The sequence below is a fragment of the Cellulomonas sp. P1_C4 genome, assembly GCF_056406355.1.
In genome coordinates this window covers 115,114-140,650 of the sequence record NZ_JBFUAI010000008.1, presented here as the reverse complement: position 1 = coordinate 140,650, position 25,537 = coordinate 115,114, and the positions used below count along the sequence as shown (strand labels likewise).

The following is a 25,537-nucleotide window of genomic DNA, read 5'->3' as shown; positions in this document are numbered from 1 at the left end:
TCGGTCAACCGTTCTGCAAGCGCCGCGCATTCCCCAGATCGTTGCGGACGTGCTCGACGATGCCGTCGGCGGCCGCTTCGATCTGCGCGAGGCAGTCCTCGAAGTCGCGCGGGCCGCCGTACCAGGGGTCCGCGACGTCGAGGTCGCCGACCGCGTCCGGGTCGAACGTGCGGAACAGGACCGGCTCGGCGCCCAGCCGGCGCAGCGCGCGGGCGTGCGCGTTCGTCATCGCCAGGACCAGGTCGCGCTGGTCGCCCGGCTCGACCTGGCGGGCCCGGTGACCGTCGCCGGTCGGGTAGCCGTGCCGCTCGAGGACGGCACGCGCGCGGCGGTCGACCGGGTTGTCGCGCTCCTCGTCGCTGATGCCCGTGGAGTCGACGACCACCTGGTCGGCCAGGCCCGCGGCGGCGAACCGCTCGCGCAGCACGATCTCGGCCATCGGGGAGCGGCAGATGTTGCCCGTGCAGACGACCATGACGGAGTAGGGGTTCGACACCCCGTCATGATCGCCTGCCCGGCGCCACCTGTCAGGGCTTGCTGTTGCCGCTGCCGTTCTTCAGCTGGGCCTTGAACACCTTCGACGCGTCGCCGAGCCGCAGGAGCACGGTCTCGCCCGTCGCGTCCTTGAGCCCGTCGTTGTCGGTCACGGCGTAGACCTGCCCGTCCCCGCCGATGGTGAGGCCCTCGAGCTTCTCCTGCGTCCAGCCGTCGGTCGCCCGCAGGTCCGGGACGACGTCGCGGACCAGCGTCTTGGTCAGCGTGCCGACCGTGCCCGGCGCCGGGTCCGTGGCGGGGATCTGGACCGCGTACACGGCCTTGACCGACGCGTTGGGCCCGTTGAGCTTGTCGCGCTCGATCACCGCGAGGGTGTCACGGTCCACGACCGTGATCTCGGACAGGCCGAGCCAGTCCCCGGCGGTCGTCGTGGTGCCCAGCGGGTAGGCGAACCACGCCCACCCGCCGGTCGACACGTCGTACCGCCCGATCCGCGCAGCGCCCGCGAGCCCGCCCGGGTCGGTGGTCAGGCCGCGCTGCAGGGCGACCCAGACGTGCTCGCCGGCGGTGTCCTGCGCCACGGCCACCCCCTCGATGCCCCACTTGGACAGCCCGGCCGAGACGTCGGCCGGCAGCGGAACCGTCTGCTGCACCGCGCCGGCCGCGTCCGTCCTGACCAGCGCGTTCGCGGCCCCGGTGGCCCCCTCGGAGCCGAGCCAGAACCCGCCCTGACGACGAGCCGAGAGGCCCTCGATGTCCAGCGACGCCGCCGTGCCCCCCTGCGTCACGGCGACGTCACGGTCGATGACGGCCGGCGTGCGAGACACGTCCAGCCGAAGGATGTGCGCCGCGCTGTAGGCCGCGTCGGTCGCGGTCCACAGGTGGTCGCTGTCGGTCGGGTCGGCGCTCAGCGCGCCGAGCGCGCCCCACCCGATCGGGTTGCCCGCGGCGTCGTCGGCCGAGACCACGCTCGGGAACTCCGGCGTGCCGGCCTGCTTCGCGTACGCCTTGCCGCGGCCGAACACGCTGACCGACGAGCGGACCAGCACGCTCGCGTCGTCGGTCTCGCTGGACACCAGCAGCAGGTCGCGGGACGGCACCGGGAGGATGCCCTCGGGGCCGTTGGTCGTCGCGAGCACCTGGACGAACCGCGGGTGAGCGGCGTCGTCGACGTCGTAGACCGCGACGAAGTTCGACCGCTCGGAGCCGACGAACGCGTACTGCTGCCCGCCGAGCGTCGCGACCGCGAGGCCCTCGATCTCCACGCCCTTCTTGCCGGCGCGCGACTCGTTGTGCAGCCCGGTGCGGACGGCGAGCCGCTCGAGCTCGGCGCCCCCGTCCCACACGACCGTGCCCTCGGTGTCGAAGACGGTCCAGCCACGCGTGCCGCCCTTCCAGTCGCCCTCGTTCGCGGTGGCCAGGTGCGTCTCGTCCAGCCACGCCACGGCGTCGGGCTCGCGCGGGGTCAGCGGGATCGAGCCGGTCTGGTTGATCACGCCGTCCTGCGCGCTGTCGATGCCGGTCAGGGCCACGCTTCCCGTGCTGAACACGCGCGTGATGCGACCGGTCGCGACGTCGACGAGCGCGACCCCGTTGTTCTCCTGCAGCGTCACCGCGACGGTCCGGCCCGTCGGGTCCACAGCCACGTACTCGGGCTCGGGGTCCTGCGGAGTGTCGACGCCGGCCGCGACGAACGCCGGCAGCGCGGTCCCGTCGGCCGCCGTGAACGGCACCGCTCGCGTGCTCCACGCCGCCGGGTCGGTGCCCGGCAGGTCGACCAGCTGGAGGAACCCGGCGGGAAGCTGCGGCAGGTCGCCCTTCTTGGCGCCGGCGGGCGTGGCCTCCTCGTCGCGCTGGTTCTCGATGGCGATCGCCGCGTGGGCGCGGTCGGGCGTGAGCGCGATGGAGTCGGGCTGGCCGCCCAGGTCGAGCGTGCGGACCAGCGCGTGGGTGGCCAGGTCGACGACCGCGAGCACGCCGCTGGGTGCCGTGAAGCTCTCCGAGGTGTCGACGACGACGAGCACGTAGCCGCCCACCACAGCGACGGACGTCGGTTCGGCGTGCGCCCCGACGCCGAGGTCCGCCTCGAGGTCGAGCGTGCCGAGACCCGTTGGCGTGCTGGGGTCGCTGATGTCGACGAAGCCGATCCGGCCCGCGAGCGCGTCGGTGTGGATGAAGGTCTTGCCGTCCTCGCTGACGGCGGAGATCTCCGCGACCGTCGGGTCGGCCGCGGCCGCACCCGCCGGTCGGTTGAGGTACACGGGATACGTGGCGAGTCGGTGGAACGTCTCGTTCGCCGAGGGGGAGGTCCACACGGGCAGGGGCTTCGGCTTGGGGCCGGCCGCCGCGGCGGTCGCGCCCAGGCCCGCGCAGAGCACAGCGGTGCAGGTCAGCGTCGCGACGGCGCGGCGGGACGGGCGGGCGTGCAGCATCGAGGTCCCCTTCGGTCGGTGTCGGTCGAGGGTGGCCTGGACCCGTGTCCGAATTCCGGCACCTGGGTGAACGCTGAGAGGCGGATGGATGACGATTGGGACGGAGATCACGAAACACCGGCCGCCGCCACCCGGTTGTGCGAGGCATGCGAGCCATCACCTACTCCCGCTACGGCGGCCCCGACGTCCTCGAAGTCACCGACCTGCCGACCCCCAAGGTCGGGCCCGACAGCGTCCTCGTGCGCGTCCGGGCTGCGTCGGTCAACCCCGTGGACTGGAAGGTCCGCGCGGGCTACCTCGACGCGATCATGGACGTCACGTTCCCCGCGGTCCCCGGCTGGGATGTCGCCGGCGTGGTCGAGCGCGTCGGCCTGGACACCCCTGAGCTGAGCGTCGGCGACGAGGTCTACGGCTACGTCCGCCGCGACTGGGTGCAGGGCGGCACGTTCGCCGAGTACGTCGCGGCGCCGGTCCGGACGCTCGCGCGCAAGCCGGCGAACCTGAGCTTCGAGGAGGCGGCGGCCGTCCCGCTCGCCGGCCTCACCGCGTACCAGGCGATCCGCCGCACCGGCGTCCACGAGGGCCAGACCGTCCTCGTGCACGCCGCGGCCGGCGGCGTGGGCGCGTTCGCGGTGCAGATCGCCACGGGCCTCGGCGCCCGCGTCATCGGGACCGCGTCCGAGCGCAACCACGAGCACCTGCGGGGCCTGGGCGCCGAGCCGGTCACCTACGGCGACGGGCTGGTCGAGCGCGTCCGCGCCCTCGCGCCCGACGGCGTGGACGTCGTCCTCGACTTCGGCGGCGACGACCTGGTCGAGACGACGAAGGCGCTGCTCGCCGACGGCGGCACCGTCGCGTCGATCGTCGACGCCGCCGCGCGCGACGAGCTGGGCGGCCACCACGTCTGGGTGCGCCCCAGCACCGAGGACCTCGACGCCCTCACCGGCCTGATCGAGGCCGGCACGGTGACCGTCGACGTCGCCGAGGTGTTCGAGCTCGCCGACACCGCCGCGGCGCACGAGGCCAGCCAGACCGGTCACGTCCGCGGCAAGGTCGTCGTCCGCGTCGCCTGACCAGCCCGTCCGCAACGGCCCGCGTCCTGTCGCCAGGACGCGGGCCGTTCTGCTTGGCAAACGCGTAATAGTCGAGATATATTCTGGTTCGGACATTCGGAGTCGGACCCGCGAGGAGAAGCCATGGCAGCGCGCAGCCGCAGCAACCCGCTGGCCCTCGCCGTTCTCGCGCTCCTGTGGGAACGCCCGATGCACCCGTACGAGATGTCGATGACCCTGCGCGAGCGGCGCAAGGACGAGTCGGTGAGGCTCAACTTCGGGTCGTTGTACTCGGTGGTCGACTCGCTGGTGAAGCACGGCCTCATCGAGGCGGCGTCGACCGAGCGCGACGGCAACCGCCCGACCCGCACGGTGTACCGGATCACCGACGCCGGCGCGACGGAGGCCATCGACTGGCTCACCGACCTGGTGCGCACGCCGGTCAAGGAGTTCCCGCAGTTCGAGGCCGCCCTGTCGTTCCTGCCGCTGCTGGGCCCCGACGACGTCGTCCGGCTCCTCCGCCTGCGCCTCACGTCGCTCGACCGGCAGGTGGCGGGCATCGAGGCCTCGCTGGCCGACGCGCGGGCCATGGGGCTGCCGGCCATCTTCTCCCTCGAGAGCGACTACGAGCTGGCGATCGTCCGCGCCGAGCGCGCCTTCGTCGCGACCCTCACCGAGAGCATCGCCGACGGGTCGTTCGAAGGCGTCGCCCTCTGGCGCGACCTGCACGAACGCACCGCCGAGCACGGCCGGCTCGACCCCGACGCGCTCGCGGAGGCGCTCGCGCCCTATCTGAGTCCTCCGTAAGGAAGAAGGTCGGCCCGGGTGCTGGAACACCCGGGCCGACCACCACGAACCGACCGGGACCCGTGAGGGCACCTGCGCGATCCGCCGCACGAATCAGCATAGGTGGCAGCTCGGTCGGACCACTCGCCGTCCCCGGACGGCACGACCGAGAGAAGGCGGCAGCATGCCGACACCACCGGTGGTCGAAGCACTCGACCTCGTCAAGAGGTACCCGGGCGGCCGCGGCCGACCCGACGTCCAGGCCCTCGACGGCCTCACGCTCAGCATCCCCGGCGGCACCGTGCACGGGCTGCTCGGCCCCAACGGCGCCGGCAAGTCCACGACGACGAAGGTGCTCACCACCCTCGCCCGGGCCACGTCCGGCACCGCCCGCGTGGCCGGTCACGACGTCGTGCGCGACTCCGACGCCGTCCGGCGCCGCATCGGCTACGTGTCGCAGGGCACGGGCGCCGACCCGCTGCTCAGCCCTCGCGAGAACCTCGTGATGGCCGCGCGGCTCCGTGGGCTGTCGCGCGCCGCCTCCACCGACCGGGCCGCCGCGCTGGTGGACCGGTTCGGCCTCGCGGAGGCCGCCGACCGAGGCGCCGGGAAGCTCTCCGGCGGCACCCGGCGCAAGCTCGACGTCGCGCTCGGCCTAGTCGGCACCCTGCAGGTCCTGTTCCTCGACGAGCCGACCACAGGCCTCGACCCGGAGGCGCGCGCGGCGATGTGGGAGGAGATCCGCAGGCTGGCCGGGGAGGACTCGCTCACCGTCGTCCTCACCACGCACTACCTCGAGGAGGCCGACCGCCTGGCCGACGGGCTCACCATCGTCGACCGCGGCCGCGTGGTCGCCGAGGGGTCGCCGGAGTCGCTCAAGGCCACGCTCGAGGGGGACACGCTCACGGTGGACCTGGTCGAGCCGGTGGAGCCGGCCGTGCGGTCGGCGGTCGCGACCGTCACCGCCCTGCGCGACGTCGTCGTGCACGTCGAGGGGCCGACGGGCCGGCTCGTGGCGCGGACGGTGGATGGCCCGGCCATCGTCGGCACCGTCATCGCCGCCCTGCAGGCGGCCGGCGTGCGGCACGGGGCCGTCGCCGTCTCGCGTCCCACGCTCGACGACGTCTACCTGCGGCATGCCGGCCGCTCGTGGACCTCCGCCGACGTCGCCTCGAAGGAGGCCGTCCGATGAGCACGCTCACCCTCACCCGTCCGGTCACGGCTCCGACCCGCGCGTCCTGGGTCACGCAGACCGCCGAGGTCACGCGCCGCTGGACCGTCGACTCGCTGCGCCAGCCGTGGGGCCTCGGCGTCGCGATCATCCAGCCGGTCATCTGGCTGGTCCTGTTCGGGAACGTCTTCTCGTCGGTCGGCTCGGTGCCCGGCTTCGGGGGCGAGGACTACATGACGTTCCTGGTCCCGGGCATCCTCATGATGACCGTCCTGTACTCGGGCGCCTGGGCGGGCACCGGGTTCATCGACGACATCAACAGCGGCGTCATGGACCGGATGCTCACGTCGCCGGTCTCGCGGTCGTCGCTGGTGGCCGGGCAGCTGGTGCAGCAGCTGCTCATCTGTGTCGTCCAGGGCATCTGCGTCATCGGGATCGGTGCCCTCGCGGGGGCGCACTACGCCGGCGGCGCCGGTGGCATGGCCCTCGCCATCGGAGCGTCGCTGCTGCTCGCGGCCGCGTTCTGCTCGCTGTCGGCGGCCGTCGCGCTGCTGGCCCGCGACCAGACCGCGCTGATCGGGATCTCGACCATCATCGTGCTGCCGGCGACGTTCATCTCGACCGCGCTCATGCCCGCGGCGCTGCTGCCCCAGTGGGTGCAGGCCGCGGCGCGCTACAACCCGCTGACGTGGGCCACGGAGATCGCCCGCACGGCGATGTCGGACGCGGTCGACTGGTCGGTGGTGGCCACCCGCGGCGCCCTGCTGCTGGCCCTCGCGGCGCTGGTCGCGTGGTGGTCGGTCCGCGCGATGCGCACGTACCAGCGCTCCCTGTAGAACTCGCAACGTCCGAGCAGATGAAGGCCAGGGCCCTCATCTGCTCGGACGTTGCGGTGGGTCAGTGCGACGTCGTGCGGCCGAAGTGGAACTTGGCCGTGGCCGGGCTGCTCGGCCAGCGGCTGGTGACCACCTTGGCGCGCGTGTAGAAGCGGACCGCCTCGGGGCCGTAGATGTGGCTCTCGCCGAACAGCGAGTCCTTCCAGCCGCCGAACGAGTGCCAGCCGACCGGCACCGGGATCGGGACGTTGATGCCGATCATGCCGACCTTCACGGCCCGCTGGAACGTGCGGGCGGCGTCGCCGGACGACGTGAACAGCGCCGTGCCGTTGCCGTACGGGTTGGCGTTGACCACCGCGATCGCCTCGGCCAGGTCGGCGACACGGAGCACGACGAGCACCGGCCCGAAGATCTCCTCGACGTAGGCGCGCATGTCGGTGGTGACGCCGTCGAGGACCGTGGGGCCGACGAAGAACCCACCCTCGTGCCCGGCGACCACGTGCCCGCGGCCGTCGACGAGCGCCGACGCACCGCTCTCGACGGCGTCGGTGACGATCTCCTCGATCCGCAGCTGCGAGGCCTTGGTGATGACCGGGCCCATGTCGGAGTCGGGGTCGTTGCCCGGTGCGACCCGGACCTTCTCCGCGGCCGCCGTGAGGCGCTCGAGCAGGGCGTCGGCCACCTCGTCGACGACCACGGCGACCGAGATGGCCATGCACCGCTCGCCCGCTGCGCCGAATGCGGCACCTGTGAGGTGCGTCGCGGCGAGGTCGAGGTCGGCGTCGGCCAGCACGACCGCGTGGTTCTTGGCGCCCCCGAGGGCCTGGACCCGCTTGCCGTGCGCGGTCGCGGTCGCGTGCACGTGCTGCGCGACTCGGGTTGAGCCGACGAACGACACCGCGGCGATGTCGGGGTGTGTGAGCAGCCCGTCGACCGCGACCTTGTCGCCCTGCAGCACCGAGAAGACGCCGTCCGGCAGGCCGGCGGCCTTCCACAGCCGCGCCAGCAGCAGCGACGACGACGGGTCCCGCTCGGACGGCTTGAGCACGAAAGCGTTGCCGGTCGCGATGGCCATCGGCGCCATCCACAGCGGCACCATCGCGGGGAAGTTGAACGGCGTGATGCCCGCGACCACGCCCAGCGGCTCGCGGAACGAGAAGACGTCGACACCCGTCGCCGCCTGGTCCGTGTACTCGCCCTTGAGCAGCGACGGGATGCCGCACGCGAACTCGACGACCTCGAGTCCGCGGCCGACCTCGCCCAGGGAGTCGGCGATGACCTTGCCGTGCTCGGCGGTGATCAGCGCGGCGAGCTCGTCGGTGTGCGCGACCAGCTGCTCGCGGAACGCGAACAGCACGCCGGCCCGCTTGCCGATGGGCTCCTGCCCCCAGCTCTCCGCGGCGGCGACGGCGCCCGCCACGACGGCGTCGACGTCGGCCTGCTCGGCCAGTAGCAGCCGACCCGACACCTCACCGGTCGCGGGGTTGAGCACGTCCTGGGTCCTCGAACCGTCGGGGGTGGTCACCTGACCCCCGACGACGTGGCCGATGAGCGGGACGGTATCGACGAGCGCGGACATCAGAGCCCTCTTTCGTGCCGGATCCGACGGCGTTGCCGGACCCGGCCAATCTAAGTCCGCCGTCAAGAACAGCCGGCAACGTCCGCACATCTGGTCGCTGGGACGCACGTGGATGCCGCACGTCCGCACATTCGGTCGTCGGGACGCACGAATCCGCGGACGTCCGAGCAGATGGAGGTCTGGGGCTACATCTGCTCGGACGTTGCGAGGTGGTCAGTCGCGGGCCGTGAGGACCAGCGGGCCGTCCGCGGTGATCGCGACCGTGTGCTCCGCGTGCGCGGCCAGCGAGCCGTCGCCGGTACGGATGGTCCAGCCGTCCGGGTCGATCGTGTACTCGTCGCCACCCGCCATGAACCACGGCTCGATGGCGATGACCAGGCCCGCCTTGAGCTTGAGGCCCGTGCCGGGGCGCCCGAGGTTGGGCACGTGCGGGTCCTCGTGCATGGTCCGGCCGACGCCGTGGCCGCCGAAGTCGGCATTGATCCCGAACCCGCCGGCGCGTCCGATGGTGCCGATCGCCGACGAGATGTCGCCCATCCGGGCGCCGGGCCGGGCTGCCTTGATGCCGGCGTCGAGCGCCCGCTCGGTGGTCTCGATGAGCTTGGCGACCTCCGGGTCCTGCGTGCCGATCTGGAACGTCAGCGCGGAGTCGGCCACCCAGCCCTGCAGCTGCGCGGCGAAGTCGATGCTCAGCACGTCGCCGTCGGCCAGCACGTAGTCGGACGGGAGGCCGTGCAGCGCGGCGTCGTTGACGGAGGTGCACAGCACGCCCGGGTAGGGCATCGCGCCGAACGACGGGTGGTAGCCGAGGTAGACCGAGTGCGCGCCGGCCGCGTCGATCATCTGGTGCGCGTGGGTGTCCAGCTGCTGGAGGGTCATCCCCTCGCGGGCGACGTCACGCAGGGACGACAGCACGCCCGCGACGAACTTGCCGGCGGGGCGCATCTGGTTGATCTGAGCGGGGTTCTTGAGGGACACGGCTCCACCCTGCCACGAGATGGGCAGGCAACAGCCCGTGGGCCAGGCCTCCGAGGAGGCCCTGCCGCGAAGGACGAGGTCGCGGCTCCCACGGGCTGCGGTGACTGCCATGGATTCGCTCGCCGGTCCGGGTGGGCCTGCGGGCGGATCGTTGTGGGCAATCCGTCCGAGTACTTTCGGGCGACTAGCGGACAGTCACCTCACGCGTCCTGGAATCGAACATGTCCTGGACCACCTCCTTCCCGTGTCCGACGACCGTACGTCCGGCGCCCGGGCCGCGCAAAGGGGTTTTCCGGCTGGCGAACACGGGAACACGTGGCGACGCTGGAGCGATGATCGCCGCGCTGCACGTGCTGCTGGCCAGCTCCGACCCGCCCGCGGACCGGGCGTTCCTGCGGGACGTGCTCGGGTGGTCCTCCGTCGAGGACGTGACCTCGGGCGACGGGTGGCTGATCTTCGCGCTCCCGCCGGCCGAGCTCGGGGTGCACCCCGGCGACAGTGCGGACGGCGCGACGCTGCACCTCATGTGCGACGACCTGGACTCGACGCTGGCCGACCTCGCGACGAAGGGGGTCCGGCCGCTCGAGCCCCCGCGGACCGCTTCGTGGGGCGTCGTCACCCGGATCCCGTTGCCCAGCGGCGGCTGGCTGGGCCTCTACGAGCCGAGTCATCCGTCGCCGCTGACGATCTTCGACGGCCCGGCCGTCCGTGAGCCGAGCACGCGGCAGGCCGGCCTCGACTGGGCCTTGTCGACGACGGTGCTCGAGGCGCGCGACGCCAACGCGCTGGCCGACTTCTACCGCCGGCTGCTCGGCTGGCGGGTCATGGGCGAGGAGCCCGGCTGGGTGCTGCTGCGGCCGCCGGCCGGCGGGACGGGCGTGGCGTTCAGCTCCGACCCGCTCTACGAGCCCCCGGTCTGGCCCGCGACGACCGACCACCAGCGGATGATGGAGCACCTCGACATCTGGGTGAACGACCTGACCGGGGGCGTCGCGCACGCGCTGGCCACGGGTGCCACGCTCGCCGGGTTCCAGCCGCAGGAGGAGGTCCGGGTGCTCCTGGACCCCGCCGGGCACCCGTTCTGCCTGTTCGAGACCTGAGCGGCCTCATCAGACAGCAGGATTCGGGCGTGCGACAGCCGGGACGGCCCCGGGTCCCGTAGACCCGGGGCCGCACCCGTCACTCGTGCGCGACGAGAAACTGCGTGTACGCGGGCACGGTGAGGAACGTCGGGAAGTCCTCGGCCAGCGCGACCTGCCGGAACAGGTCGGCCGCGTCGTCGTACCGGTCTCCGTCGCTGCGCGGGAGCTCGGCCAGGACCTCCTTCAGCACCTGCTCGACCCGAGTCGCGTCGATCCGCGTGCCCTCGGCCGTGACCACCTCCTGGTGCACCCACTGCCACACCTGGGACCGCGAGATCTCGGCCGTCGCCGCGTCCTCCATCAGGTGGTCGATGGCGACCGCGCCGATGCCCCGCAGCCACGCCTCGAGGTATCGGACGCCCACCGAGACGTTCCCGCGCAGCCCGGCGTCGGTGACGGCCCCCGGCTCACCGCCGCCCGCCGAGGGGATGTCCAACAGGTCCGCGGCGGTGACGTGCACGTCCGACCGGAGGCGATGACGCTGGTCGACCCGGTCGCCCAGCGCCTCGTCGAACACCGCGCGCGCCACCGGGACGAGGTCGGGGTGGGCCACCCACGTGCCGTCGTACCCCTGACCCGCCTCCCTCTCCTTGTCCGCGCGCACCTGTGCGAGAGCTGCGGCGGCGACCTCGGGGTCGCGACGGTCGGGGATGAACGCGCTCATGCCGCCGATGGCCTGCGCGCCGCGCTTGTGGCAGGTGGCGACGAGCAGCTCGGTGTACGCCCTCATGAACGGGACCGTCATCGTCACGCTGGCCCGGTCGGGCAGGACGAACCGCGGTCCGCGAGCGCGGAAGTTCTTGATGACGCTGAAGATGTAGTCCCAGCGCCCGGCGTTCAGGCCCGCGCAGTGGTCCCGCAGCTCGTAGAGGATCTCCTCCATCTCGAAGGCGGCCGTGATGGTCTCGATGAGGACCGTCGCGCGGATGGTGCCGTGGCGCAGGCCGAGGTACGTCTCGGTGAACCGGAACACCTCGTCCCACAGCCGCGCCTCCAGGTGCCCCTCGAGCTTGGGCAGGTAGAGGTACGGCCCGTGGCCGGAGTCGATCAGCGCCTGCGCGTTGTGGAACAGGTACAGCCCGGCGTCGACCAGGCTCGCCGACGCCGCGCAGACCTGACCCGCGCGGTCCGTGAACTCGAGGTGCTTCTCGGTCAGGTGCCAGCCGCGGGGTCGGAAGACGATCGTCGGCGTGGTCGCACCGACGCGGTACTCCTTGCCCTCGGGCGACGTGAAGTCGATCTGCCCGCGGACGGCGTCGAACAGCGAGTGCTGCCCGCCGATGACGTTGGCCCAGGTCGGGCTCGTGGCGTCCTCCATGTCCGCCAGCCAGACCTTCGCGCCGCTGTTCAGCGCGTTGACCGTCATCTTGCGGTCGGTCGGGCCGGTGATCTCGACGCGGCGGTCCTCCAGGCCCGGGCCCGGGCCCGCCACGCGCCAGCCCGGATCGGCCCGGATGCCCGCGGTCAGCGGCAGGAAGTCGGGGTCGGCGCCGTTGCTGAACCGGGTCCGGCGGTGCTGGCGGCCCAGCAGGAGGTCGTGGCGTCGGCCGGAGAACCGGACGTGCAGGTCGGCGAGGAAGTCGACCGCCTCGGACGTGAGGATCTGGTCGGACCCGGCGACGGTGGGCCCGCTCAGCGACAGGTGAGGTCGGATCAGCGGCGGGGGGATGGTGATGGTCATGGTCATGCTCCTGAACAGGTCAGTGGGTGAACTGGGCGGTTTCCGTCGAGCCGGCGAGCGCGAGGGTGGCGCTCTGCGGACTGATCGCGGTGGCGACGCGGTCGAAGTAGCCGGTGCCGACCTCGCGCTGGTGGCGCGTGGCGGTGTAGCCGTCGGACTCGGAGGCGATCTCGGCCTCCTGCAGCTCGACGTAGGCGCTCATGCCGCGCTCGGCGTAGCCGCGGGCGAGCGAGAACATCGAGTGGTTCAGGGCGTGGAACCCGGCCAGGGTGATGAACTGGAAGACGTACCCGTGGCCCGCCAGCTCTCGCTGGAAGCGCGCGATCTGCAGGTCGTCCAGCTGCGAGCGCCAGTGGAACGACGGCGAGCAGTTGTAGGCCAGGAGCTTGCCGGGGAACCGGTCGTGGATCCGCTCGGCGAACTCGATGGCCAGCGCGGCGTCGGGCGTCGACGTCTCCACCCAGAGGAGGTCGGAGTGCGGCGCGTACGCCTCGGCGCGCGCCACGACCGGGTCGAGGCCAGAGCGCACGCGGTAGTAGCCCTCCGCCGTGCGCTCCCCGGTGAGGAACGGCTCGTCCCGGGAGTCGACGTCGGACGTCAGCAGGTCCGCGCCCAGGGCGTCGGTGCGGGCGACGATGACCGTCGGCACCCCCGCGACGTCGGCCGCGAGCCGCGCCGCAGACAGCGTCCGCACGTGCTGCGACGTCGGCACCAGCACCTTGCCGCCCAGGTGACCGCACTTCTTCTCCGCCGCGAGCTGGTCCTCCCAGTGCACGCCCGCCGCGCCGGCGGAGATCATCGAGTGCATGAGCTCGTAGGCGTTGAGGGGGCCGCCGAAGCCCGCCTCGGCGTCGGCGACGATCGGCGCGAGCCACTCGCGGGTACGCCGGCCGTTCTCGGCGAACTCGATCTGGTCGGCACGCAGCAGCGCGTTGTTGATCCGACGCACGACGGACGGCACCGAGTTGGCCGGGTACAGCGACTGGTCCGGGTAGGTCTGGCCGGACAGGTTGGCGTCGGCGGCCACCTGCCAGCCGGACAGGTAGATGGCCTCGAGCCCCGCGCGGACCTGCTGCACGGCCTGGTTGCCGGTCAGCGCGMCCAGCGCCGGCAGGAGCGTGCGGGAGTGCAGCAGCTCCCAGAGCCGCTCGGCCCCCCTGCGGGCGAGCGTGCTCTCCTCCCGGACCGAGCCGCGGAGGGCGACGACGTCCTCGGCCGAGTGGGAGCGGCGGATGCCGGCCCAGCGCGGGTCGAGGTCCCAGCTCGCCGCGAGCTCGGCCGCGGTCTGCGTATGGTCGCCGTGCCTGGTGGTGCTCATGGTGTCCTCCGTCATTGGCGCGTTCTTCTCGGCCCTGCGGCCTGACCTCGACTTTCCTCGGTGTTCGGTAGTTCTTTCCGGCCCAGGGCCGCAGAAGATCCGCATTCCTTCTCCTGGACAGAAGCGAGGGCGCCGAGCGAGGGTGAACGGCATGACGACGACGGCCAACGGCGGCCTGGACACGCTGGTGCTGGGACGACGGATCCGGCACCTGCGCACGGGCCGGAACATGACGCTCGACGACCTCGGCACGGCCATCGGCCGCGCGCCCTCGCAGGTCTCGATGCTGGAGAACGGTCACCGGGAGCCCAAGCTCTCGCTGCTCGCGCAGGTGGCCGAGGCGCTCGACGTGCCGCTGTCCGAGCTTCTGCGCACCGAGCCACCCACCCGGCGTGCGGCCCTGGAGGTCGAGCTTGAGCGGGCGCAGCGCGGTCCGCTGTTCGCGTCGCTCGGCGTCTCACCGGTCAAGGTCGGGCGGTCGCTGCCTGCCGACGCCCTCGAGGCGCTGGTCCGTCTGCAGGCCGAGATCCAGCGCCTGCTGACGGAGAACGCGGCGACGCCCGAGGAGGCCCGGCGCGCCAACGCCGAGCTGCGGATCCGGATGCGCGCGCAGGACAACTACTTCCCCGAGCTCGAGGCCCACGCGCGCACGCTGCTCGCCGCGATCGACCACCCGGGTGGCCCCCTCTCGCAGCGCGCCACGGCGGACATCGCCGCGCACCTGGGCTTCGCCCTGCACTACGTCCCGGACCTGCCGCACTCGACCCGGTCCGTCACCGACCTGGCCAACGGCCGCATCTACCTGCCGCAGGGCAACCCCGGCACCAGCGACGCCCGATCACCGCTGCTGCAGGCCATCGCCAGCCACGTCCTCGGCCACGCCGAGCCCAAGGACTACGGCGACTTCCTGCGCCAGCGCGTCGAGGCGAACTACCTCGCCGCGGCGCTGATGCTCCCGGAAGACGGCGCCGTGCCGTTCCTGCAGGAGGCGAAGGCCGAGCGCCGGCTGTCGGTCGAGGACCTTCGCGACGCCTTCGCCGTGCCCTACGAGACCGCCGCGCACCGGTTCACCAACCTGGCGACCCGCCACCTCGGCATCCCCGTGCACTTCATGAAGGTCCACGAGGGCGGCACGCTCCACAAGGCCTACGAGAACGATGGCGTGAAGTTCCCCGCGGACGCGCTGGGTGCCATCGAGGGCCAGCCCGTCTGCCGGCAGTGGACCGCCCGCGTCGTGTTCACGCTGCCCGACCGGTTCACCCCGTACTACCAGTACACCGACACGTCGTCCGGCACGTACTGGTGCACGTCCCGCGTGCAGCCGTCGTCGCAGGGCGCGTTCTCCGTTTCCGTCGGCGTGCCGTTCGCGCACGTCCGGTGGTTCCGCGGCCGCGAGACCACCGAGCGGGCGGCGTCGAAGTGCCCTGACCCGATGTGCTGCCGGCAACCCCCGACCGACCTCGCCGAGCGTTGGTCAGACAAGTCATGGCCGAGCGCCCGCCCGCACGCATCCATGCTCGCGGCGCTCCCCGTCGGGGTGTTCCCCGGCGTGGACACGACCGAGGTCTACCGGTTCCTGGACCGGCACGCGCCGCAAGCGTGAACGGCAGCCACTACTCGCACGCGATCCCGTCACCGTCGCGGTCCAGCTTGCGGCTGTAGCCGGGCTCACCCACGTGGATCGGGTCCGCGCCGGCGGCCCGCACGGCGGTGCAGTTCGCGTAGTAGGCCGACCCACCCGAGGGCGCCGCCGGTGCCTCGACCTCGGCTGCGGCAGCCGCCGCCGCTGCTGCTGCGACGCGCGCGGCCTCGGCATCGGCCGCAGCCTGAGCCTGGCGCGCTGCCTCGTCGGCCGCCGCCTGAGCCGCAGCGGCCTCGGCCGCGACGCGCTGCTCCTCCGAGGCCCGCACCTGCTGGACCGTCGAGGACGCGCCGACGAGGCGCTCGTTGACCGCGACCGTGCGGTCGCGCAGGTCAGAGGCCACGGGCGCGGGGTACCGCGCCGCCGTGTCTCCGTCGAGCAGGGACGCCAGCGCCGTGCCCGCCGCGACCGCTGCCGTGACGGCCGCCCCGCGTCGGTCGACCTCGTCGACACCGACACCCGCGGCCAGCGCGCCGGCCGCGTCGGCCGCCTCCGAGCCGGCCTTCTCCAGGGCGGCGACCTGCGCGGGGACGGTGCACTCCGCGTCCGCACCGAACAGCCCGACGGCGCCCGAGACTGCTTCCTCCTGCGCCTTGCCGACCTGCTTGGCGATCGCCCCCGCCGTCTCGTCGACCGCGAAGCTCAGCCCGAGTCGCGCGAGCTCGGCGTTGACCAGCACGTCACCCGCATACACCGCGGCGGCGACCCCGTCGGCGCCCGCGGCGTCGCCCGTCTCGAGACGCACCTCGGTACCGGGCGGCAGGAGGTCGGACAGGGCGGCCGCGGACTCAGCGCCCAGGCACTCGTCCGGTGCCGGCGACTCGAGCCCGGCCAGCCGGACAGTGAGTGCCTCGTCGCCCTGCACCACGTCGACGGTGTGCCCGTCGACGACACCGACGACGGTCGCGGTGGACGGGTCCGCGCTGGACTTCGCGTGCGGCTCGGCGCCGGCTCCGCACCCGGTCAGGCCCACCGCGAGGACGAGGCCGAGCGCGGCGATCGTGAGCGGACGCGGAGGCAGGCTGAGAGAGCGCATCTCCTGACATCGGCGCCGTGGCGCGCCGGGCCGATCGAAAGCCCGGGTGAATAGTTGCTCCGGGGCACCGCATCCGCGCCACAGCGGCGAGTCGAGCTACGCCGCCGCGGTCGAATCGACGCCGATGCGCTCCGCCGCCCATTGCGCGACCTCGGCCGGGAAGAGGTCACCCGGGAGCCCGGGGATCGTCGCCCACACCGTCGTGCCGTACCGGGCGTTGGCCCACGTGATCGCGTCGAGGAGCATCTCGTCCTGATCCGCGGCGTCCTCGACGGGGAACCGTCGGGCCTTCGACACGTGCGAGACGTCCGCGACGGTCCAGCCCGACACGCGCCAGTCGCGGGCGGCGGCCTTGGTGCGATGGGCGAGGTAGACGCCGGCACCCACACCGGCGGCCTTGGCCCTGGCGACCAGGTGCCAGGAGTTGACCAGGCCGACGTCAAGCAGCGCGTCGTGCGCCGTGCCCATGCTGAACCTCCGAGTGTGATTTCTGTCCGGCGCACCTCGCGTCTTTTTCCAGCATGGCGGACCCGAACGGCCGCCGCGGAGGGCCGAAGTCCCAGAGACGGCGTGTGCGGACCCTAGTCACGACCGACTGCCTTCCTCGCCCGCCGCGTGCGGACCGTGCGAAGCCGGTAGCGTGCCGGACGGACCAGGCAGTCCGCGGCAAGGGGGACAGGTGAGCGGTTTCTCGGTCGACCTGACCGCGCTGAGCAACGCGACGCAGGCGATCCTCGACACCATGGACCAGATGGCGACGACGAAGGTCGCGGACCTGCAGCCGTCGGGGTCGTCGGTCGGGCACGACGGGCTCGCAGACCGGCTCGGTGAGTTCTGTCGGCGCTGGAACATCGGCGTCGAGAACCTCGAGAAGGACGTCAACGCGGTCGTCGGCCAGCTCGTCGACACCGTGCGGGCGTACAGCGGCACGGACGAGGCCGAGGCGGCGAGCTTTGGCGGCGTCATCGGCAGCTCCACCGGCGCGGACCCGGGCGCCTGATGGCGGGGCCACGGGAGCTCGGCCAGACCACCGACCCGGTCGCGCTCGTCCCCGGTTCGGTGGCCGAGCTGGCGGACCTGGTGTGGAAGCTGCGCGCGTACGGCGACTCGCTGATCGAGGCCGGCGAGGGCCTTCGCCGGATCAGCACGGGCGACGGCTGGAGCGGTGAGGCCGCCGACCGGTTCCATGACACCTACCGGGCCCAGCCGAAGAAGTGGCTCGAGGGCGGCGACTCGTTCCACGAGGCGGCGGACGCCGTCGACCGGTACGCGTCGACGTTGTCGTGGGCACAGGACCAGGCCGTCGAGGCGATCCGGCAGTACGCGATGGGCGAGCAGCAGACGACGACCGCGACGAACGAGCACAACGCGCGCGTCGACGACTACAACCGCGTCGCCCACTCGGGCGGCACACCCACGCCCGTCCCTGAGTTCCACGACCCTGGCGCCGCCACGCGCACCGCCGCGCGCGAGCTTCTGGAACGTGCCCGCGACCAGCTTCGGGACGCCGGCGACAGCGCCGAGCGGACCGTGTCCACGGCACGCGACCGGGCGCCCAAGGAGCCCGGCTTCTGGGACAAGGTCGGCTCCGCGCTCGGCGACGCCGGCGAGTGGGTGCTGCACGGCGTCGAGGACGTCGGCATCGGGGTGGTGAACGGCCTGGCGTCGTACGGCAACGCGATGATCCACAACCCCGGCGACACCGCGATGATGCTGGGCGGCCTGCTGCTCATGGGCATCAGCGGCGTCGGAGAGGGCGGCGGCCTGGCGCTCGACGCGACCGGCGTCGGAGCCATCGCGGGCGTGCCCCTGAACATCGTCTCTGCGGCAGGCCTGGCGGCCGGTGCTACTGCGGCGGGCGCGGGGGCCCTGTCGCTGGCGAACCACGCCGCCAACGAGAACCGTGTGGAACCGCTCGAGTCCCGGGCAGAAGAGCCGTCGCCCGGCTCGCAGGGGCAGTCGGGCACCAAGACCGACCGGCTCAAGGAGCACCTGACCGATCGCGACCTGGACGCGGCGCGACGCGAGCTCGACGGCGAGGTCGTCGCGACGAAGTCCGGCGGTCAGCCGTGGGACCACGTCGGTGAGGTGCGCGACGCCCAGCGTGGGCTGGTCAACCGGATCGACCAGCTCAAGCGCATGCTGGGGGACTCGCGACTGTCGGAGGGCGCGAAGGCCGACGCACAGTCCGAGCTCTCCGAGGCCAGCCGCCTGCTGGACTACTCCCGCAACTTCGTGCCCCGCCCGTGAGAGAGGACGTCCGATGACCGAGGTGCCCCCGGAGATCGTCGCCCTCGGCGCGAGCACGCTCGACGAGGTCGACCCGCCGGCGTGGGGGCCCGCGCCCGAGGACGCGAGCAGCCTGGTCCGACGCGTGCACGCTCTGCGCACCGTGCCGCTCACCGCGCTCGGCATCGACGACCTGCGCGTGCTCATCGCCCAGGACGTCGCCCGGGAGACGCTGGTCCCGCTCGCAGTCGGCATGCTGCGCTACCGGCCGTTGCTCGAGGGCGACTTCTATCCCGGCGACCTGCTCCTGGCCGTCCTCCGCGTCCCCGAGCCCCACTGGTCGGCCCACCCCGAGCAGCTCGCGGCTCTGCAGGAAGGCCTCGCCCGGCTCGACCCCGAGGACCCGGACTACCCCGTGTTCGACGACGACGAGTTCGAGACGGCAGTGGCCCGAGCGCGCGCCTGGTGACGCCCTACGCGACGGCCGACCGGCTCCGCTCGCCGTGCTGGGAGAGCTGGGCGATCGCGGCCGCGAGCCCGAGCCGCGCGGCGAGCACGTCGACCCGCGCGAGGCCCTCGCGCCCGTAGGCGCGGTGGGCGGCGACCAGCGCGGGCAGGAGGTCGGCGTGCGGGACCGGCACGGTGGCCTCGAGCAGCGTCTCGGTGCCCTCGGTGACGACGTAGGACATGGCGGGTCCGAACTCGTCCGCGGGGCCGACGCGGAAGCGCACCGGTCCGACCTCGACCGGCGCGGGGAGGGCCTGGCCGCGCACGTGCCCGACCTCGAGCAGCGCGCGGATCGCGGAGGCGCCGTCGGCGTCGAGGCCCGCCGAAGCGTCCAGCGAGTCCAGGTCCGCGAGCACGACGCACGCCTCCGTGGGGGCGTCGGAACCGGGGTGCCAGGAGGCGTCGACCTCGAGGGCCAGGAAGCCCCCGCTCACCGAGAAGGCGTCCCGGATCAGCGCGGCGCGCTCGTCGGCGGACAGGCCGCGCATGGGGTGGCGACGGGTGGTGCCGGTCGAGCCGCACGAGCACGAGAGAGTGATCATGCGACCAGGGTGCACGCGACCACTGACAGACGGTGGGACGACGCGCTGCCTAGAGGTGGCCCGCCGCCCCGCCCGCGCCGCCGATCTTCCCGGCGTTCAGTGCGCCGCGGGTCACGCGAGCGGCCAGCGGCGAGGTTCGCGCGGACCCGCCCGCGGCGACGTGGTCCGCCTGGGCCCGCAGGTCAGCGGCGACACGCGTGCCGCCCGCGGCCTCGTGTGCGACGACCGCGTCGGCGAGCAGGCGGAGCAGGTCCGCCGGCAGCGACCGCTCGACGTAGTCGCTCAGGAGCAGGACCTGGACGAAGACAGCCCTCCCGCCCCGCGGCTGCGCGGCGAGCAGCAGGCCGCCGGCGCGGTTGGTCACCAGGCGGACGTTCGTCGTCGGCCCGAGGGCGACTCGGCGACGCAGGAACCAGAGCCGCGAGCTCTCGACGGTGCCGTGGGTGACGTCGAGCGAGCGGGTGTCCGAGACGGCGAACGCGACCCCGAGCGCGAGAAGCACCAGCACGACCGCGGCCGCCCACCGGTTCTGCGGCTGCGTGACGGCCAGGTACCCGACGACCGCGAGCGTCACCAGGACGGTCGACCCCAGCCAGACCAGCGCCGAGCGCGAGGTCAGCCGCGGGATCCGCACCGTTCCGCTCATCGCGTCGCCCGAGCCCTCGCGACCACCAGGGCCACGTCCCCGCGCAGCCGGGACTCGAGCGCCTCGCGGGTGCTGGGCGTGGCGACGAGCGCATCGCCGGAGCCCTCGTGCGCCTCGACCACCCAGGCGCCCGACGGACCCGTGAACAGGCCGAGCAGGGGCGCCCGGTCGTCGCCGGCCCAGCGGATCACGACGTCGGAGCGCAGCAGCGCGGTGCCGAGCTGCTCGGCGATCTCGAGGGGTGGCTCGGTCGCGCCCGGGTCCAGCTCGATCGGCTCGCCTGACCCGTCGCCGGTCTCCGGGTGGACGACGGCGCCGACGACCAGCGCCGGGAGCTCGTCGGCCGTCGCCAGCGCGAACCGGTGCATGCCGTCCAGGCCCACCTCCTCGAGCAGCGCGACCTCCTCGACCACGTGGGCGTACCAGAAGTCCTGGTGGGCGACGCTCGTGCGCGCCACCGCGACCACGGCCGAGGCCGCGGCGCGCAGCGTGACGATGGAGAGCACGTCCTGCCGCACCTGGAGCTCGACCGCCGGCTCGCCGATCGCGTCGACGCGGGCCTGCGGGGTGGGCGGGTCGACGATGCCGCGCGCGACCAGCCCGCGGTAGGCGGTGCGCAGGGCGACCTCGCGCTCGGCGGCGTCGAAGCCTTCGGCGAACGGCGTCACGACGAGACCGCCGTCGCCGGCCAGGATCGCCAGCTCCTCGTCGGTCAGCACGGCTACGGGCACGGTCGTCGGCTCGGTCATGCGCTCGCTCTCGGGGAGGTGTTGGACGGTCACAGGAAGCCCAGCGACACCACGTGCAGCGCGCCCTTGCCCACGTCGGCGACGGCGTCACCGGCGTCCTCCAGCCGGTCGCCAGCCCACTCCGTGGCGTCGGAGACGGCACCGGTCGTCGCGTTCCAGGCCGCCGAGGCGCCGTCGGCGATGTGCCCGCCCACCGACTGGAAGAAGTCGCCGATCGCCTCGCGGTTGTCGTACACGAGGTTGCCCAGGCTCCACGCGCCGTACGCGAGGACGGCCGCACCGGCGATGCCGAGCCCGACCGGGCCCAGCGCGATGAGCCCCGCACCGGACGCCAGCAGCGCGCCCGCACCGAGGGCGCCGGCGGCGCCGAACCCGCGCGTGGCCCAGCCTCGGCCGCCCTCGTAGCCGCCGCCGGTGACCGCGTCGATGCCACCGGTCAGGACCGTGAGCGGCAGGAAGACCTTGCCGACGGCGGTCGCTGCCTTGGCCCCGACGACGAACCGGAGGATGCCCCCGTTGGTGGCGCCGTTCGAGAAGATGTCGAGCATCTCGTCGGCCTTGGCGAAGTTCTTCACCATCGTGCCGTAGTCGGTGATCGGCGCGAACGACGCCTTGAGGAACGACAGGTAGGCGCTGCCCTTCGTCGCCGTCCCGATGCCCTTCTTGATCATCATCGCGAGCGCCACGCCGCCGGCCCCGACGCTGCCGAGCGAGCCCAGGAGGTCGTGGCTGTCCAGGGCGCGCTGCAGGTAGGCCTGCACGGCCGACTCCAGCGTCTGCGGGACGTCGACCTTGGCCAGGCTCTCGGCCACGTGCTGGTCGGCGACCGCGACGACGGCCAGCGCCGTGCCGATCTGCGCGGCATGGTCCTGCGCGGCGCTGTTCAGCTTGCGCTGCTCGGCGTCGCGCGCCGCCGCCGCGCCCGTGGGGTCGCCCGGCTCCGTCATCACCGGCGGCAGGGTCCGCGGGGTGACCGCGCCGTTCGGGGCGACGGTGAAGCCCTCGCCCTGGACGGACGCCACGGTGGACAACAGTGCGCTGCGCGCGGCGCCGAGGTCGGAGGAGCCGGTCTGGAGCGCGGCGCGCGCGTGCTCGAGCGCGTCCGCGAGCGCGAAGCCCGTCGTCGCCTCCTTGGCCATCCGGTCCGCGGCGGCATCCGCGGCGGTGCCGTGCCAGACGGCGGTGAGCCGGGAGACCGCCGCTTTCGCGGCCTTGACCTCGGCGTCGACGGCCTCGTGCGCCTTGCCGACGCCGATCGCCGCCTCGGCCAGCGCCTCGGGCCGCCAGGCGCGGACGGCGTCGATCGTCAGGGTCGTCGTCACCGGGCCTGCCCCATCGCCCCGAACCGTCGCTGCACGCCGGCGTCCGTGCGCCGGTACGACTCGGCGGTCCCGCGGGCGCTCGCCGACATCCCTCGCAGCCGGTCGCCCATGACCTGGACGGCCGCACCCGCGCGGGTGGAGACCCACACGGCGGCCTCCGCGGTCTGCGTGCCCGGCAGGGCATCGGCGATCGGGCCGAACGGTCCGGCCACGTCCGCGGCCTGCAGGCCGGCGGCGGCGGACTCGAGCTCGCCGGCGGCGGTGTCGAGTGCGGCGATGTCCACGGAGACGCTCATGCAGGGATCCTCTCGTCCGACGACGTCTACTGCAGGCCGAGCTTGGCGATCCGCTCGAGGCCGCCGGCAACCTTGGCGGCGAGCGGTGAGGACTGTACGGGACCGCCGTCGTTCTGCAGGTAGCGGACCTGCGCCTGGAGCAGGGCGAGCGCCTGGTCGGCACCGGACGGTCGGCGGCGGTCCACCTCGGTGATCAGCGCGCGAAGGAGCTCGATCGACTGGCCCACTGCCGCGTTGCCCGTCACCTCGAGCAGCGGCACCGCGGCGGAGCGCCACCCGTTCGCCCGCTCGACCACGAGGTCGACGCCGTTCTTGCGGCCCGAGACGTCGACCCGCGCGCGACCGTCGACGACGACGGGCTTGTGGCGCCACGACCTGGCGGCCGGCGTGAGCAGACCGGTCGCCACGTCCCAGCGAGCCGCCTCCACCCCGCCGGCGGCGGGATCGAGCGCCGGGAAGACGAGCACACCCTGCTGACCGTTCTCGACCACGGCGTCCTCCTGCATCGTTCGCACCACCGGCAGCTGCCCAAGGAGACTAGCGGTCAGAGCGCCAGGAACTGGTGCACAAAGGCGATCGCCATGCCCCCCTCGCCCACCCCGGCGGCCACGCGCTTGACGGAGCCGGAGCGCACATCGCCCGCGGCGAAGACGCCCGGCACGGTGGTCTCGAGCGCGAACGGCTCCCGCTCCGGCACCCACCCGCCGGACGCACGGGCGGCGGGACCGGTCAGCACGTACCCGTGGTCGTCGCGGGCCACCTGCGGCGGCAGCCACCCGGTAACGGCGTCGGCGCCGATCATCACGAAGAGGACCTCGACGTGCCGCGTGACCACCGCGCCGGTGCGCCGGTCGACGACCTCGATCTGCTCGAGGTCGTCCTGCCCGTGCAGCGCCACCACCTCGGAGCGGGTCTGGACGGTGATGCGCCCGTTCGAGCCGAGCTGCTCGATCAGGTACTGGGACATGCTCGCGGCCAGCGACTCGCCGCGCACGACCATCGTCACGCTGCGCGCGTGGCGGGAGAAGAACAGGGCGGCCTGGCCCGCGGAGTTCCCGGCGCCGATGATGACGACGTCCTGGCCGTGCGCGAGGCCCGCGTCACTGCGGGCTGCTCCGTAGTACACGCCCTTGCCGACGAAGCGGTCGACGGCCTCGAGCTCGACGTGCCGCCACTCGACCCCGGACGTCAGCAGGACCACCTGGGCGCCGATCCTGGCGCCACCGTCGAGCGTCAGCGAACGCGTCCCGGGATCGAGGGACTCGACCTGCCGGGTCACCACGATCTCCGCGCCGAGCCGCTTCGCCTGCCGTAGGGCCTTGCTGGCGAGCTCGTCGCCGGAGACCCCGAAGGGGAACCCCGTGTAGTTCTCGATCCGGGTCGAGGTGCCGGCCTGGCCGCCCGGCGCGAACTTCTCGACGAGCAGCGTCCGCAGCCCCTCGGCCGCGCCGTTCACCGCCGCCGTGAGCCCGGTGGGTCCGCCGCCGACGATGACCACGTCGTACTCGTCGTGCGCCGGGGCCACCCCGAGCCCGCCCGCGAGTGCGACCTCGCGCATGGTCGGCTCCACCAGCCTGCGGCCGTCCGCGAGCTCCACGACGACGGCGGCGTCGGGCGTGTTCACGGTGTCGAACGAGATGCGGTTGCGATGCAGGAAGGTCCGCACCTCGTGCACGCGCGGATCCACCAGCGGACCGATGACCACCATGTCGGGCGTGGGCTTCTCGGACGCGAGCTCCTTGAGCCCCTCCATCCGGCCCTGGGCCAGCGCCCCCACGGTCGCCACCACCTGCGGGGCCATGGCCGCCAGCGTGAAGAACGTTCCGACGTCCACCTTGAGCACCCGCGACGGCTCGACCGCCACGCAGCCGGCCGGCATGGCCATGCTGAGCATCACGGGCACCTCGCCGTACAGCTCGCCCGGGCCGCGCGGGCCGATCACCCGCTCGACCCCGTTGACCTCCTTGGTGAGGTCCACCCGTCCTTCGATCACGACGAACAGCGCGCGCTCGTCGCCCTCGTGGACCGCGTACTCCCCGGGCAGCAGCGCGATGTCCTCGACGGCCCGGGCCAGAAAGGTGAGCTGGTCGGACGTGAGGTCGGCGAAGAGCGGGACGGCGGACAGCTCGGCGGCGCTGATCACGTGGCCTCGTGCGCCTCCGCTACCGCGTCTCGGCCGGAACGGTCGCCGTCCCGCAGGCACCGCAGTAGGGATCATCCTCCGCCACGTGGTAGCGGGGGCAGCTCTCGTTCGGGCAGGTCCGGGTCTGCCGCCCGACCGCCGCGGGGGCGTTCTTGGGAGGCATCGGCATCGTGTAGATCGGCCCGATCACCTGGCCCGAGCCTGCCGGCGGGACGCGCAGGACCGTCCAGGTGGTCGGCTTGCCGCACACCGCGCACGTCTTGCCGGTCTGGACCCTGCCCTCCGCGGAGCAGGCCGGGTTGGTGCACCGCAGGGCGACGTTGGCCATCGGATCCCTCAGCTCTCAGCGTCGATGTGACTCGGCCAGGCTAACCGGCCGACGCCTGTCGACGGGCCCGGACGATCAGGGGCACACCGACCCCGGCGCCGACGACGAGGAGGGCGAGCAGCCACCAGACCCACGCCGGTGTCCCGCCCTCGTCGGCCTCGACGGCGTCGTCGGCCGACGGCGACGGAGACGGCGTGACCGTCGCTGTCGGGGTCGGCGTGGGCGTCGGGGTAGGCGTGGGGGTCGGCGACGGCGTGGGCGTCGGCTCCGGTGCGGGGGTCGTCGGTGCGGGCTCCGGGGCGACCGCCGTCTCGCTCGGCTCGCTCGTGGGCACCGGCGCGGGCTCCTCGGTGATCGTCGGCTCCGGCGTGGGGGCCGGCTCCGACGGTTCGGGGACGACCGGCAGCGTGACCGTGGGGGTGGGGAGCGATGGGATGGTGACGGTGGGGGTGGGGGTCGGCCGCGCCGGACGCGTGAAGGTCGGCGTCGGACGCGCGGGGAGGGTGACGGTCGCGGTCGGCGAGATGTCCGGCCGATCGATCGCGTCGCACGACGCCAGGAGGAACATCGTCAGCAGGACGCCGATCACGCTCGCCGGACGGACGACCTTCTTCGGTGCGGTCATGC

26 protein-coding genes are annotated in these 25,537 nt (G+C 73.2%); 9 read left to right on the top strand and 17 right to left on the bottom strand.

The window, feature by feature from the left end:
- Positions 1–4: 4 nt before the first annotated feature.
- Together AC1DYZ_RS08380 and AC1DYZ_RS08375 are read right to left on the bottom strand one after the other, a co-directional pair.
- Positions 5–475, bottom strand: coding sequence for a low molecular weight protein-tyrosine-phosphatase (locus AC1DYZ_RS08380; RefSeq protein WP_477064773.1), 471 nt, complete (start codon positions 473–475; stop codon positions 5–7).
- A 52-nt stretch (positions 476–527) separates the two neighbouring features.
- Complete coding sequence (locus AC1DYZ_RS08375) at positions 528–2,927, bottom strand: esterase-like activity of phytase family protein (RefSeq protein ID WP_477064739.1); 2,400 nt, start codon at positions 2,925–2,927, stop codon at positions 528–530.
- Between the two features lie 146 nt (positions 2,928–3,073).
- On the opposite strand from AC1DYZ_RS08375, the gene AC1DYZ_RS08370 reads away from it, so the two are divergent.
- From AC1DYZ_RS08370 to AC1DYZ_RS08355, 4 genes are all read left to right on the top strand, one after another.
- Positions 3,074–4,000, top strand: a complete 927-nt coding sequence (locus AC1DYZ_RS08370; RefSeq protein ID WP_477064738.1) for an NADP-dependent oxidoreductase — start codon at positions 3,074–3,076, stop codon at positions 3,998–4,000.
- A gap of 123 nt (positions 4,001–4,123) precedes the next feature.
- Positions 4,124–4,786 carry a PadR family transcriptional regulator gene (locus tag AC1DYZ_RS08365; protein ID WP_477064737.1) on the top strand — a complete coding sequence of 221 codons (663 nt, stop codon included), beginning with the start codon at positions 4,124–4,126 and terminating at the stop codon, positions 4,784–4,786.
- A gap of 163 nt (positions 4,787–4,949) precedes the next feature.
- A complete protein-coding gene (locus AC1DYZ_RS08360; RefSeq protein ID WP_477064736.1) occupies positions 4,950–5,957 on the top strand; it encodes an ABC transporter ATP-binding protein in 1,008 nt (335 codons plus the stop codon).
- Complete coding sequence (locus AC1DYZ_RS08355) at positions 5,954–6,772, top strand: ABC transporter permease (protein WP_477064735.1); 819 nt, start codon at positions 5,954–5,956, stop codon at positions 6,770–6,772. The genes AC1DYZ_RS08360 and AC1DYZ_RS08355 overlap by 4 nt, the downstream gene beginning before the upstream one ends.
- Before the next feature lie 61 nt (positions 6,773–6,833).
- Here AC1DYZ_RS08355 and AC1DYZ_RS08350 read toward each other — a convergent pair whose 3' ends face one another.
- Both AC1DYZ_RS08350 and map read right to left on the bottom strand, forming a co-directional pair.
- A complete protein-coding gene (locus tag AC1DYZ_RS08350; protein ID WP_477064734.1) occupies positions 6,834–8,351 on the bottom strand; it encodes a CoA-acylating methylmalonate-semialdehyde dehydrogenase in 1,518 nt (505 codons plus the stop codon).
- A 213-nt stretch (positions 8,352–8,564) separates the two neighbouring features.
- Positions 8,565–9,329, bottom strand: a complete 765-nt coding sequence (gene map, locus AC1DYZ_RS08345) for a type I methionyl aminopeptidase (RefSeq protein ID WP_477064733.1) — start codon at positions 9,327–9,329, stop codon at positions 8,565–8,567.
- 332 nt (positions 9,330–9,661) lie between these two features.
- Here map and AC1DYZ_RS08340 point away from each other — a divergent pair, with 332 nt between their 5' ends.
- Positions 9,662–10,429 carry a VOC family protein gene (locus tag AC1DYZ_RS08340; protein ID WP_477064732.1) on the top strand — a complete coding sequence of 256 codons (768 nt, stop codon included), beginning with the start codon at positions 9,662–9,664 and terminating at the stop codon, positions 10,427–10,429.
- Positions 10,430–10,508: 79 nt separating this feature from the next.
- On the opposite strand, the gene aceB is transcribed toward AC1DYZ_RS08340, so the two are convergent.
- Together aceB and aceA are read right to left on the bottom strand one after the other, a co-directional pair.
- Positions 10,509–12,158, bottom strand: coding sequence for a malate synthase A (gene aceB, locus AC1DYZ_RS08335; RefSeq protein WP_477064731.1), 1,650 nt, complete (start codon positions 12,156–12,158; stop codon positions 10,509–10,511).
- 13 nt (positions 12,159–12,171) lie between these two features.
- Positions 12,172–13,470 (bottom strand): isocitrate lyase, encoded by a 1,299-nt coding sequence (gene aceA, locus AC1DYZ_RS08330; protein ID WP_477064730.1) that lies wholly within the window; start codon positions 13,468–13,470, stop codon positions 12,172–12,174.
- A 151-nt stretch (positions 13,471–13,621) separates the two neighbouring features.
- On the opposite strand from aceA, the gene AC1DYZ_RS08325 reads away from it, so the two are divergent.
- Positions 13,622–15,073, top strand: coding sequence for a helix-turn-helix domain-containing protein (locus tag AC1DYZ_RS08325; RefSeq protein WP_477064729.1), 1,452 nt, complete (start codon positions 13,622–13,624; stop codon positions 15,071–15,073).
- Between the two features lie 10 nt (positions 15,074–15,083).
- On the opposite strand, the gene AC1DYZ_RS08320 is transcribed toward AC1DYZ_RS08325, so the two are convergent.
- Together AC1DYZ_RS08320 and AC1DYZ_RS08315 are read right to left on the bottom strand one after the other, a co-directional pair.
- The gene (locus AC1DYZ_RS08320; RefSeq protein WP_477064728.1) at positions 15,084–16,148 is read right to left on the bottom strand and encodes a thermonuclease family protein; all 1,065 of its coding nucleotides are present in this window, start codon (positions 16,146–16,148) and stop codon (positions 15,084–15,086) included.
- Between the two features lie 96 nt (positions 16,149–16,244).
- A complete protein-coding gene (locus AC1DYZ_RS08315; RefSeq protein ID WP_477064727.1) occupies positions 16,245–16,616 on the bottom strand; it encodes a hypothetical protein in 372 nt (123 codons plus the stop codon).
- Positions 16,617–16,827: 211 nt separating this feature from the next.
- On the opposite strand from AC1DYZ_RS08315, the gene AC1DYZ_RS08310 reads away from it, so the two are divergent.
- From AC1DYZ_RS08310 to AC1DYZ_RS08300, 3 genes are read left to right on the top strand one after another with little or no spacing between them, the layout of a single operon-like run.
- A complete protein-coding gene (locus AC1DYZ_RS08310) occupies positions 16,828–17,148 on the top strand; it encodes a hypothetical protein (RefSeq protein ID WP_477064726.1) in 321 nt (106 codons plus the stop codon).
- Positions 17,148–18,398, top strand: a complete 1,251-nt coding sequence (locus AC1DYZ_RS08305) for a putative T7SS-secreted protein (RefSeq protein ID WP_477064725.1) — start codon at positions 17,148–17,150, stop codon at positions 18,396–18,398. Before AC1DYZ_RS08310 ends, AC1DYZ_RS08305 begins: the two co-directional genes overlap by 1 nt.
- 13 nt (positions 18,399–18,411) lie before the next feature.
- Positions 18,412–18,846, top strand: a complete 435-nt coding sequence (locus tag AC1DYZ_RS08300; protein ID WP_477064724.1) for a contact-dependent growth inhibition system immunity protein — start codon at positions 18,412–18,414, stop codon at positions 18,844–18,846.
- A 4-nt stretch (positions 18,847–18,850) separates the two neighbouring features.
- Here AC1DYZ_RS08300 and AC1DYZ_RS08295 read toward each other — a convergent pair whose 3' ends face one another.
- From AC1DYZ_RS08295 to AC1DYZ_RS08255, 9 genes are read right to left on the bottom strand one after another with little or no spacing between them, the layout of a single operon-like run.
- A complete protein-coding gene (locus tag AC1DYZ_RS08295) occupies positions 18,851–19,426 on the bottom strand; it encodes a hypothetical protein (protein ID WP_477064723.1) in 576 nt (191 codons plus the stop codon).
- A 49-nt stretch (positions 19,427–19,475) separates the two neighbouring features.
- A complete protein-coding gene (locus tag AC1DYZ_RS08290) occupies positions 19,476–20,072 on the bottom strand; it encodes a hypothetical protein (RefSeq protein WP_477064722.1) in 597 nt (198 codons plus the stop codon).
- Complete coding sequence (locus AC1DYZ_RS08285; protein ID WP_477064721.1) at positions 20,069–20,821, bottom strand: hypothetical protein; 753 nt, start codon at positions 20,819–20,821, stop codon at positions 20,069–20,071. Before AC1DYZ_RS08285 ends, AC1DYZ_RS08290 begins: the two co-directional genes overlap by 4 nt.
- Before the next feature lie 29 nt (positions 20,822–20,850).
- Positions 20,851–22,143 carry a hypothetical protein gene (locus AC1DYZ_RS08280; RefSeq protein ID WP_477064720.1) on the bottom strand — a complete coding sequence of 431 codons (1,293 nt, stop codon included), beginning with the start codon at positions 22,141–22,143 and terminating at the stop codon, positions 20,851–20,853.
- Positions 22,140–22,439, bottom strand: a complete 300-nt coding sequence (locus tag AC1DYZ_RS08275; RefSeq protein ID WP_477064719.1) for a hypothetical protein — start codon at positions 22,437–22,439, stop codon at positions 22,140–22,142. Before AC1DYZ_RS08275 ends, AC1DYZ_RS08280 begins: the two co-directional genes overlap by 4 nt.
- A 26-nt stretch (positions 22,440–22,465) precedes the next feature.
- Positions 22,466–22,945, bottom strand: a complete 480-nt coding sequence (locus AC1DYZ_RS08270; protein ID WP_456824979.1) for a hypothetical protein — start codon at positions 22,943–22,945, stop codon at positions 22,466–22,468.
- Positions 22,946–22,983: 38 nt separating this feature from the next.
- Complete coding sequence (locus AC1DYZ_RS08265; protein WP_477064718.1) at positions 22,984–24,582, bottom strand: FAD-dependent oxidoreductase; 1,599 nt, start codon at positions 24,580–24,582, stop codon at positions 22,984–22,986.
- A 19-nt stretch (positions 24,583–24,601) separates the two neighbouring features.
- A complete protein-coding gene (locus tag AC1DYZ_RS08260; RefSeq protein WP_477064717.1) occupies positions 24,602–24,910 on the bottom strand; it encodes a hypothetical protein in 309 nt (102 codons plus the stop codon).
- Between the two features lie 40 nt (positions 24,911–24,950).
- Complete coding sequence (locus AC1DYZ_RS08255) at positions 24,951–25,535, bottom strand: hypothetical protein (RefSeq protein WP_477064716.1); 585 nt, start codon at positions 25,533–25,535, stop codon at positions 24,951–24,953.
- Positions 25,536–25,537 lie beyond the last annotated feature (2 nt).

Bases quoted from the DNA above. Each gene is read 5' to 3' on its own strand.
- AC1DYZ_RS08380 (WP_477064773.1), bottom strand. From the start codon at position 475: ATGGTCGTCTGCACGGGCAACATCTGCCGCTCCCCGATGGCCGAGATC.
- AC1DYZ_RS08375 (WP_477064739.1), bottom strand. From the start codon at position 2,927: ATGCTGCACGCCCGCCCGTCCCGCCGCGCCGTCGCGACGCTGACCTGC.
- AC1DYZ_RS08370 (WP_477064738.1), top strand. From the start codon at position 3,074: ATGCGAGCCATCACCTACTCCCGCTACGGCGGCCCCGACGTCCTCGAA.
- AC1DYZ_RS08365 (WP_477064737.1), top strand. From the start codon at position 4,124: ATGGCAGCGCGCAGCCGCAGCAACCCGCTGGCCCTCGCCGTTCTCGCG.
- AC1DYZ_RS08360 (WP_477064736.1), top strand. From the start codon at position 4,950: ATGCCGACACCACCGGTGGTCGAAGCACTCGACCTCGTCAAGAGGTAC.
- AC1DYZ_RS08355 (WP_477064735.1), top strand. From the start codon at position 5,954: ATGAGCACGCTCACCCTCACCCGTCCGGTCACGGCTCCGACCCGCGCG.
- AC1DYZ_RS08350 (WP_477064734.1), bottom strand. From the start codon at position 8,351: ATGTCCGCGCTCGTCGATACCGTCCCGCTCATCGGCCACGTCGTCGGG.
- AC1DYZ_RS08340 (WP_477064732.1), top strand. From the start codon at position 9,662: ATGATCGCCGCGCTGCACGTGCTGCTGGCCAGCTCCGACCCGCCCGCG.
- aceB (WP_477064731.1), bottom strand. From the start codon at position 12,158: ATGACCATGACCATCACCATCCCCCCGCCGCTGATCCGACCTCACCTG.
- AC1DYZ_RS08325 (WP_477064729.1), top strand. From the start codon at position 13,622: ATGACGACGACGGCCAACGGCGGCCTGGACACGCTGGTGCTGGGACGA.
- AC1DYZ_RS08320 (WP_477064728.1), bottom strand. From the start codon at position 16,148: ATGCGCTCTCTCAGCCTGCCTCCGCGTCCGCTCACGATCGCCGCGCTC.
- AC1DYZ_RS08315 (WP_477064727.1), bottom strand. From the start codon at position 16,616: ATGGGCACGGCGCACGACGCGCTGCTTGACGTCGGCCTGGTCAACTCC.
- AC1DYZ_RS08305 (WP_477064725.1), top strand. From the start codon at position 17,148: ATGGCGGGGCCACGGGAGCTCGGCCAGACCACCGACCCGGTCGCGCTC.
- AC1DYZ_RS08300 (WP_477064724.1), top strand. From the start codon at position 18,412: ATGACCGAGGTGCCCCCGGAGATCGTCGCCCTCGGCGCGAGCACGCTC.
- AC1DYZ_RS08295 (WP_477064723.1), bottom strand. From the start codon at position 19,426: ATGATCACTCTCTCGTGCTCGTGCGGCTCGACCGGCACCACCCGTCGC.
- AC1DYZ_RS08290 (WP_477064722.1), bottom strand. From the start codon at position 20,072: ATGAGCGGAACGGTGCGGATCCCGCGGCTGACCTCGCGCTCGGCGCTG.
- AC1DYZ_RS08285 (WP_477064721.1), bottom strand. From the start codon at position 20,821: ATGACCGAGCCGACGACCGTGCCCGTAGCCGTGCTGACCGACGAGGAG.
- AC1DYZ_RS08275 (WP_477064719.1), bottom strand. From the start codon at position 22,439: ATGAGCGTCTCCGTGGACATCGCCGCACTCGACACCGCCGCCGGCGAG.
- AC1DYZ_RS08270 (WP_456824979.1), bottom strand. From the start codon at position 22,945: ATGCAGGAGGACGCCGTGGTCGAGAACGGTCAGCAGGGTGTGCTCGTC.
- AC1DYZ_RS08260 (WP_477064717.1), bottom strand. From the start codon at position 24,910: ATGGCCAACGTCGCCCTGCGGTGCACCAACCCGGCCTGCTCCGCGGAG.
- AC1DYZ_RS08255 (WP_477064716.1), bottom strand. From the start codon at position 25,535: ATGACCGCACCGAAGAAGGTCGTCCGTCCGGCGAGCGTGATCGGCGTC.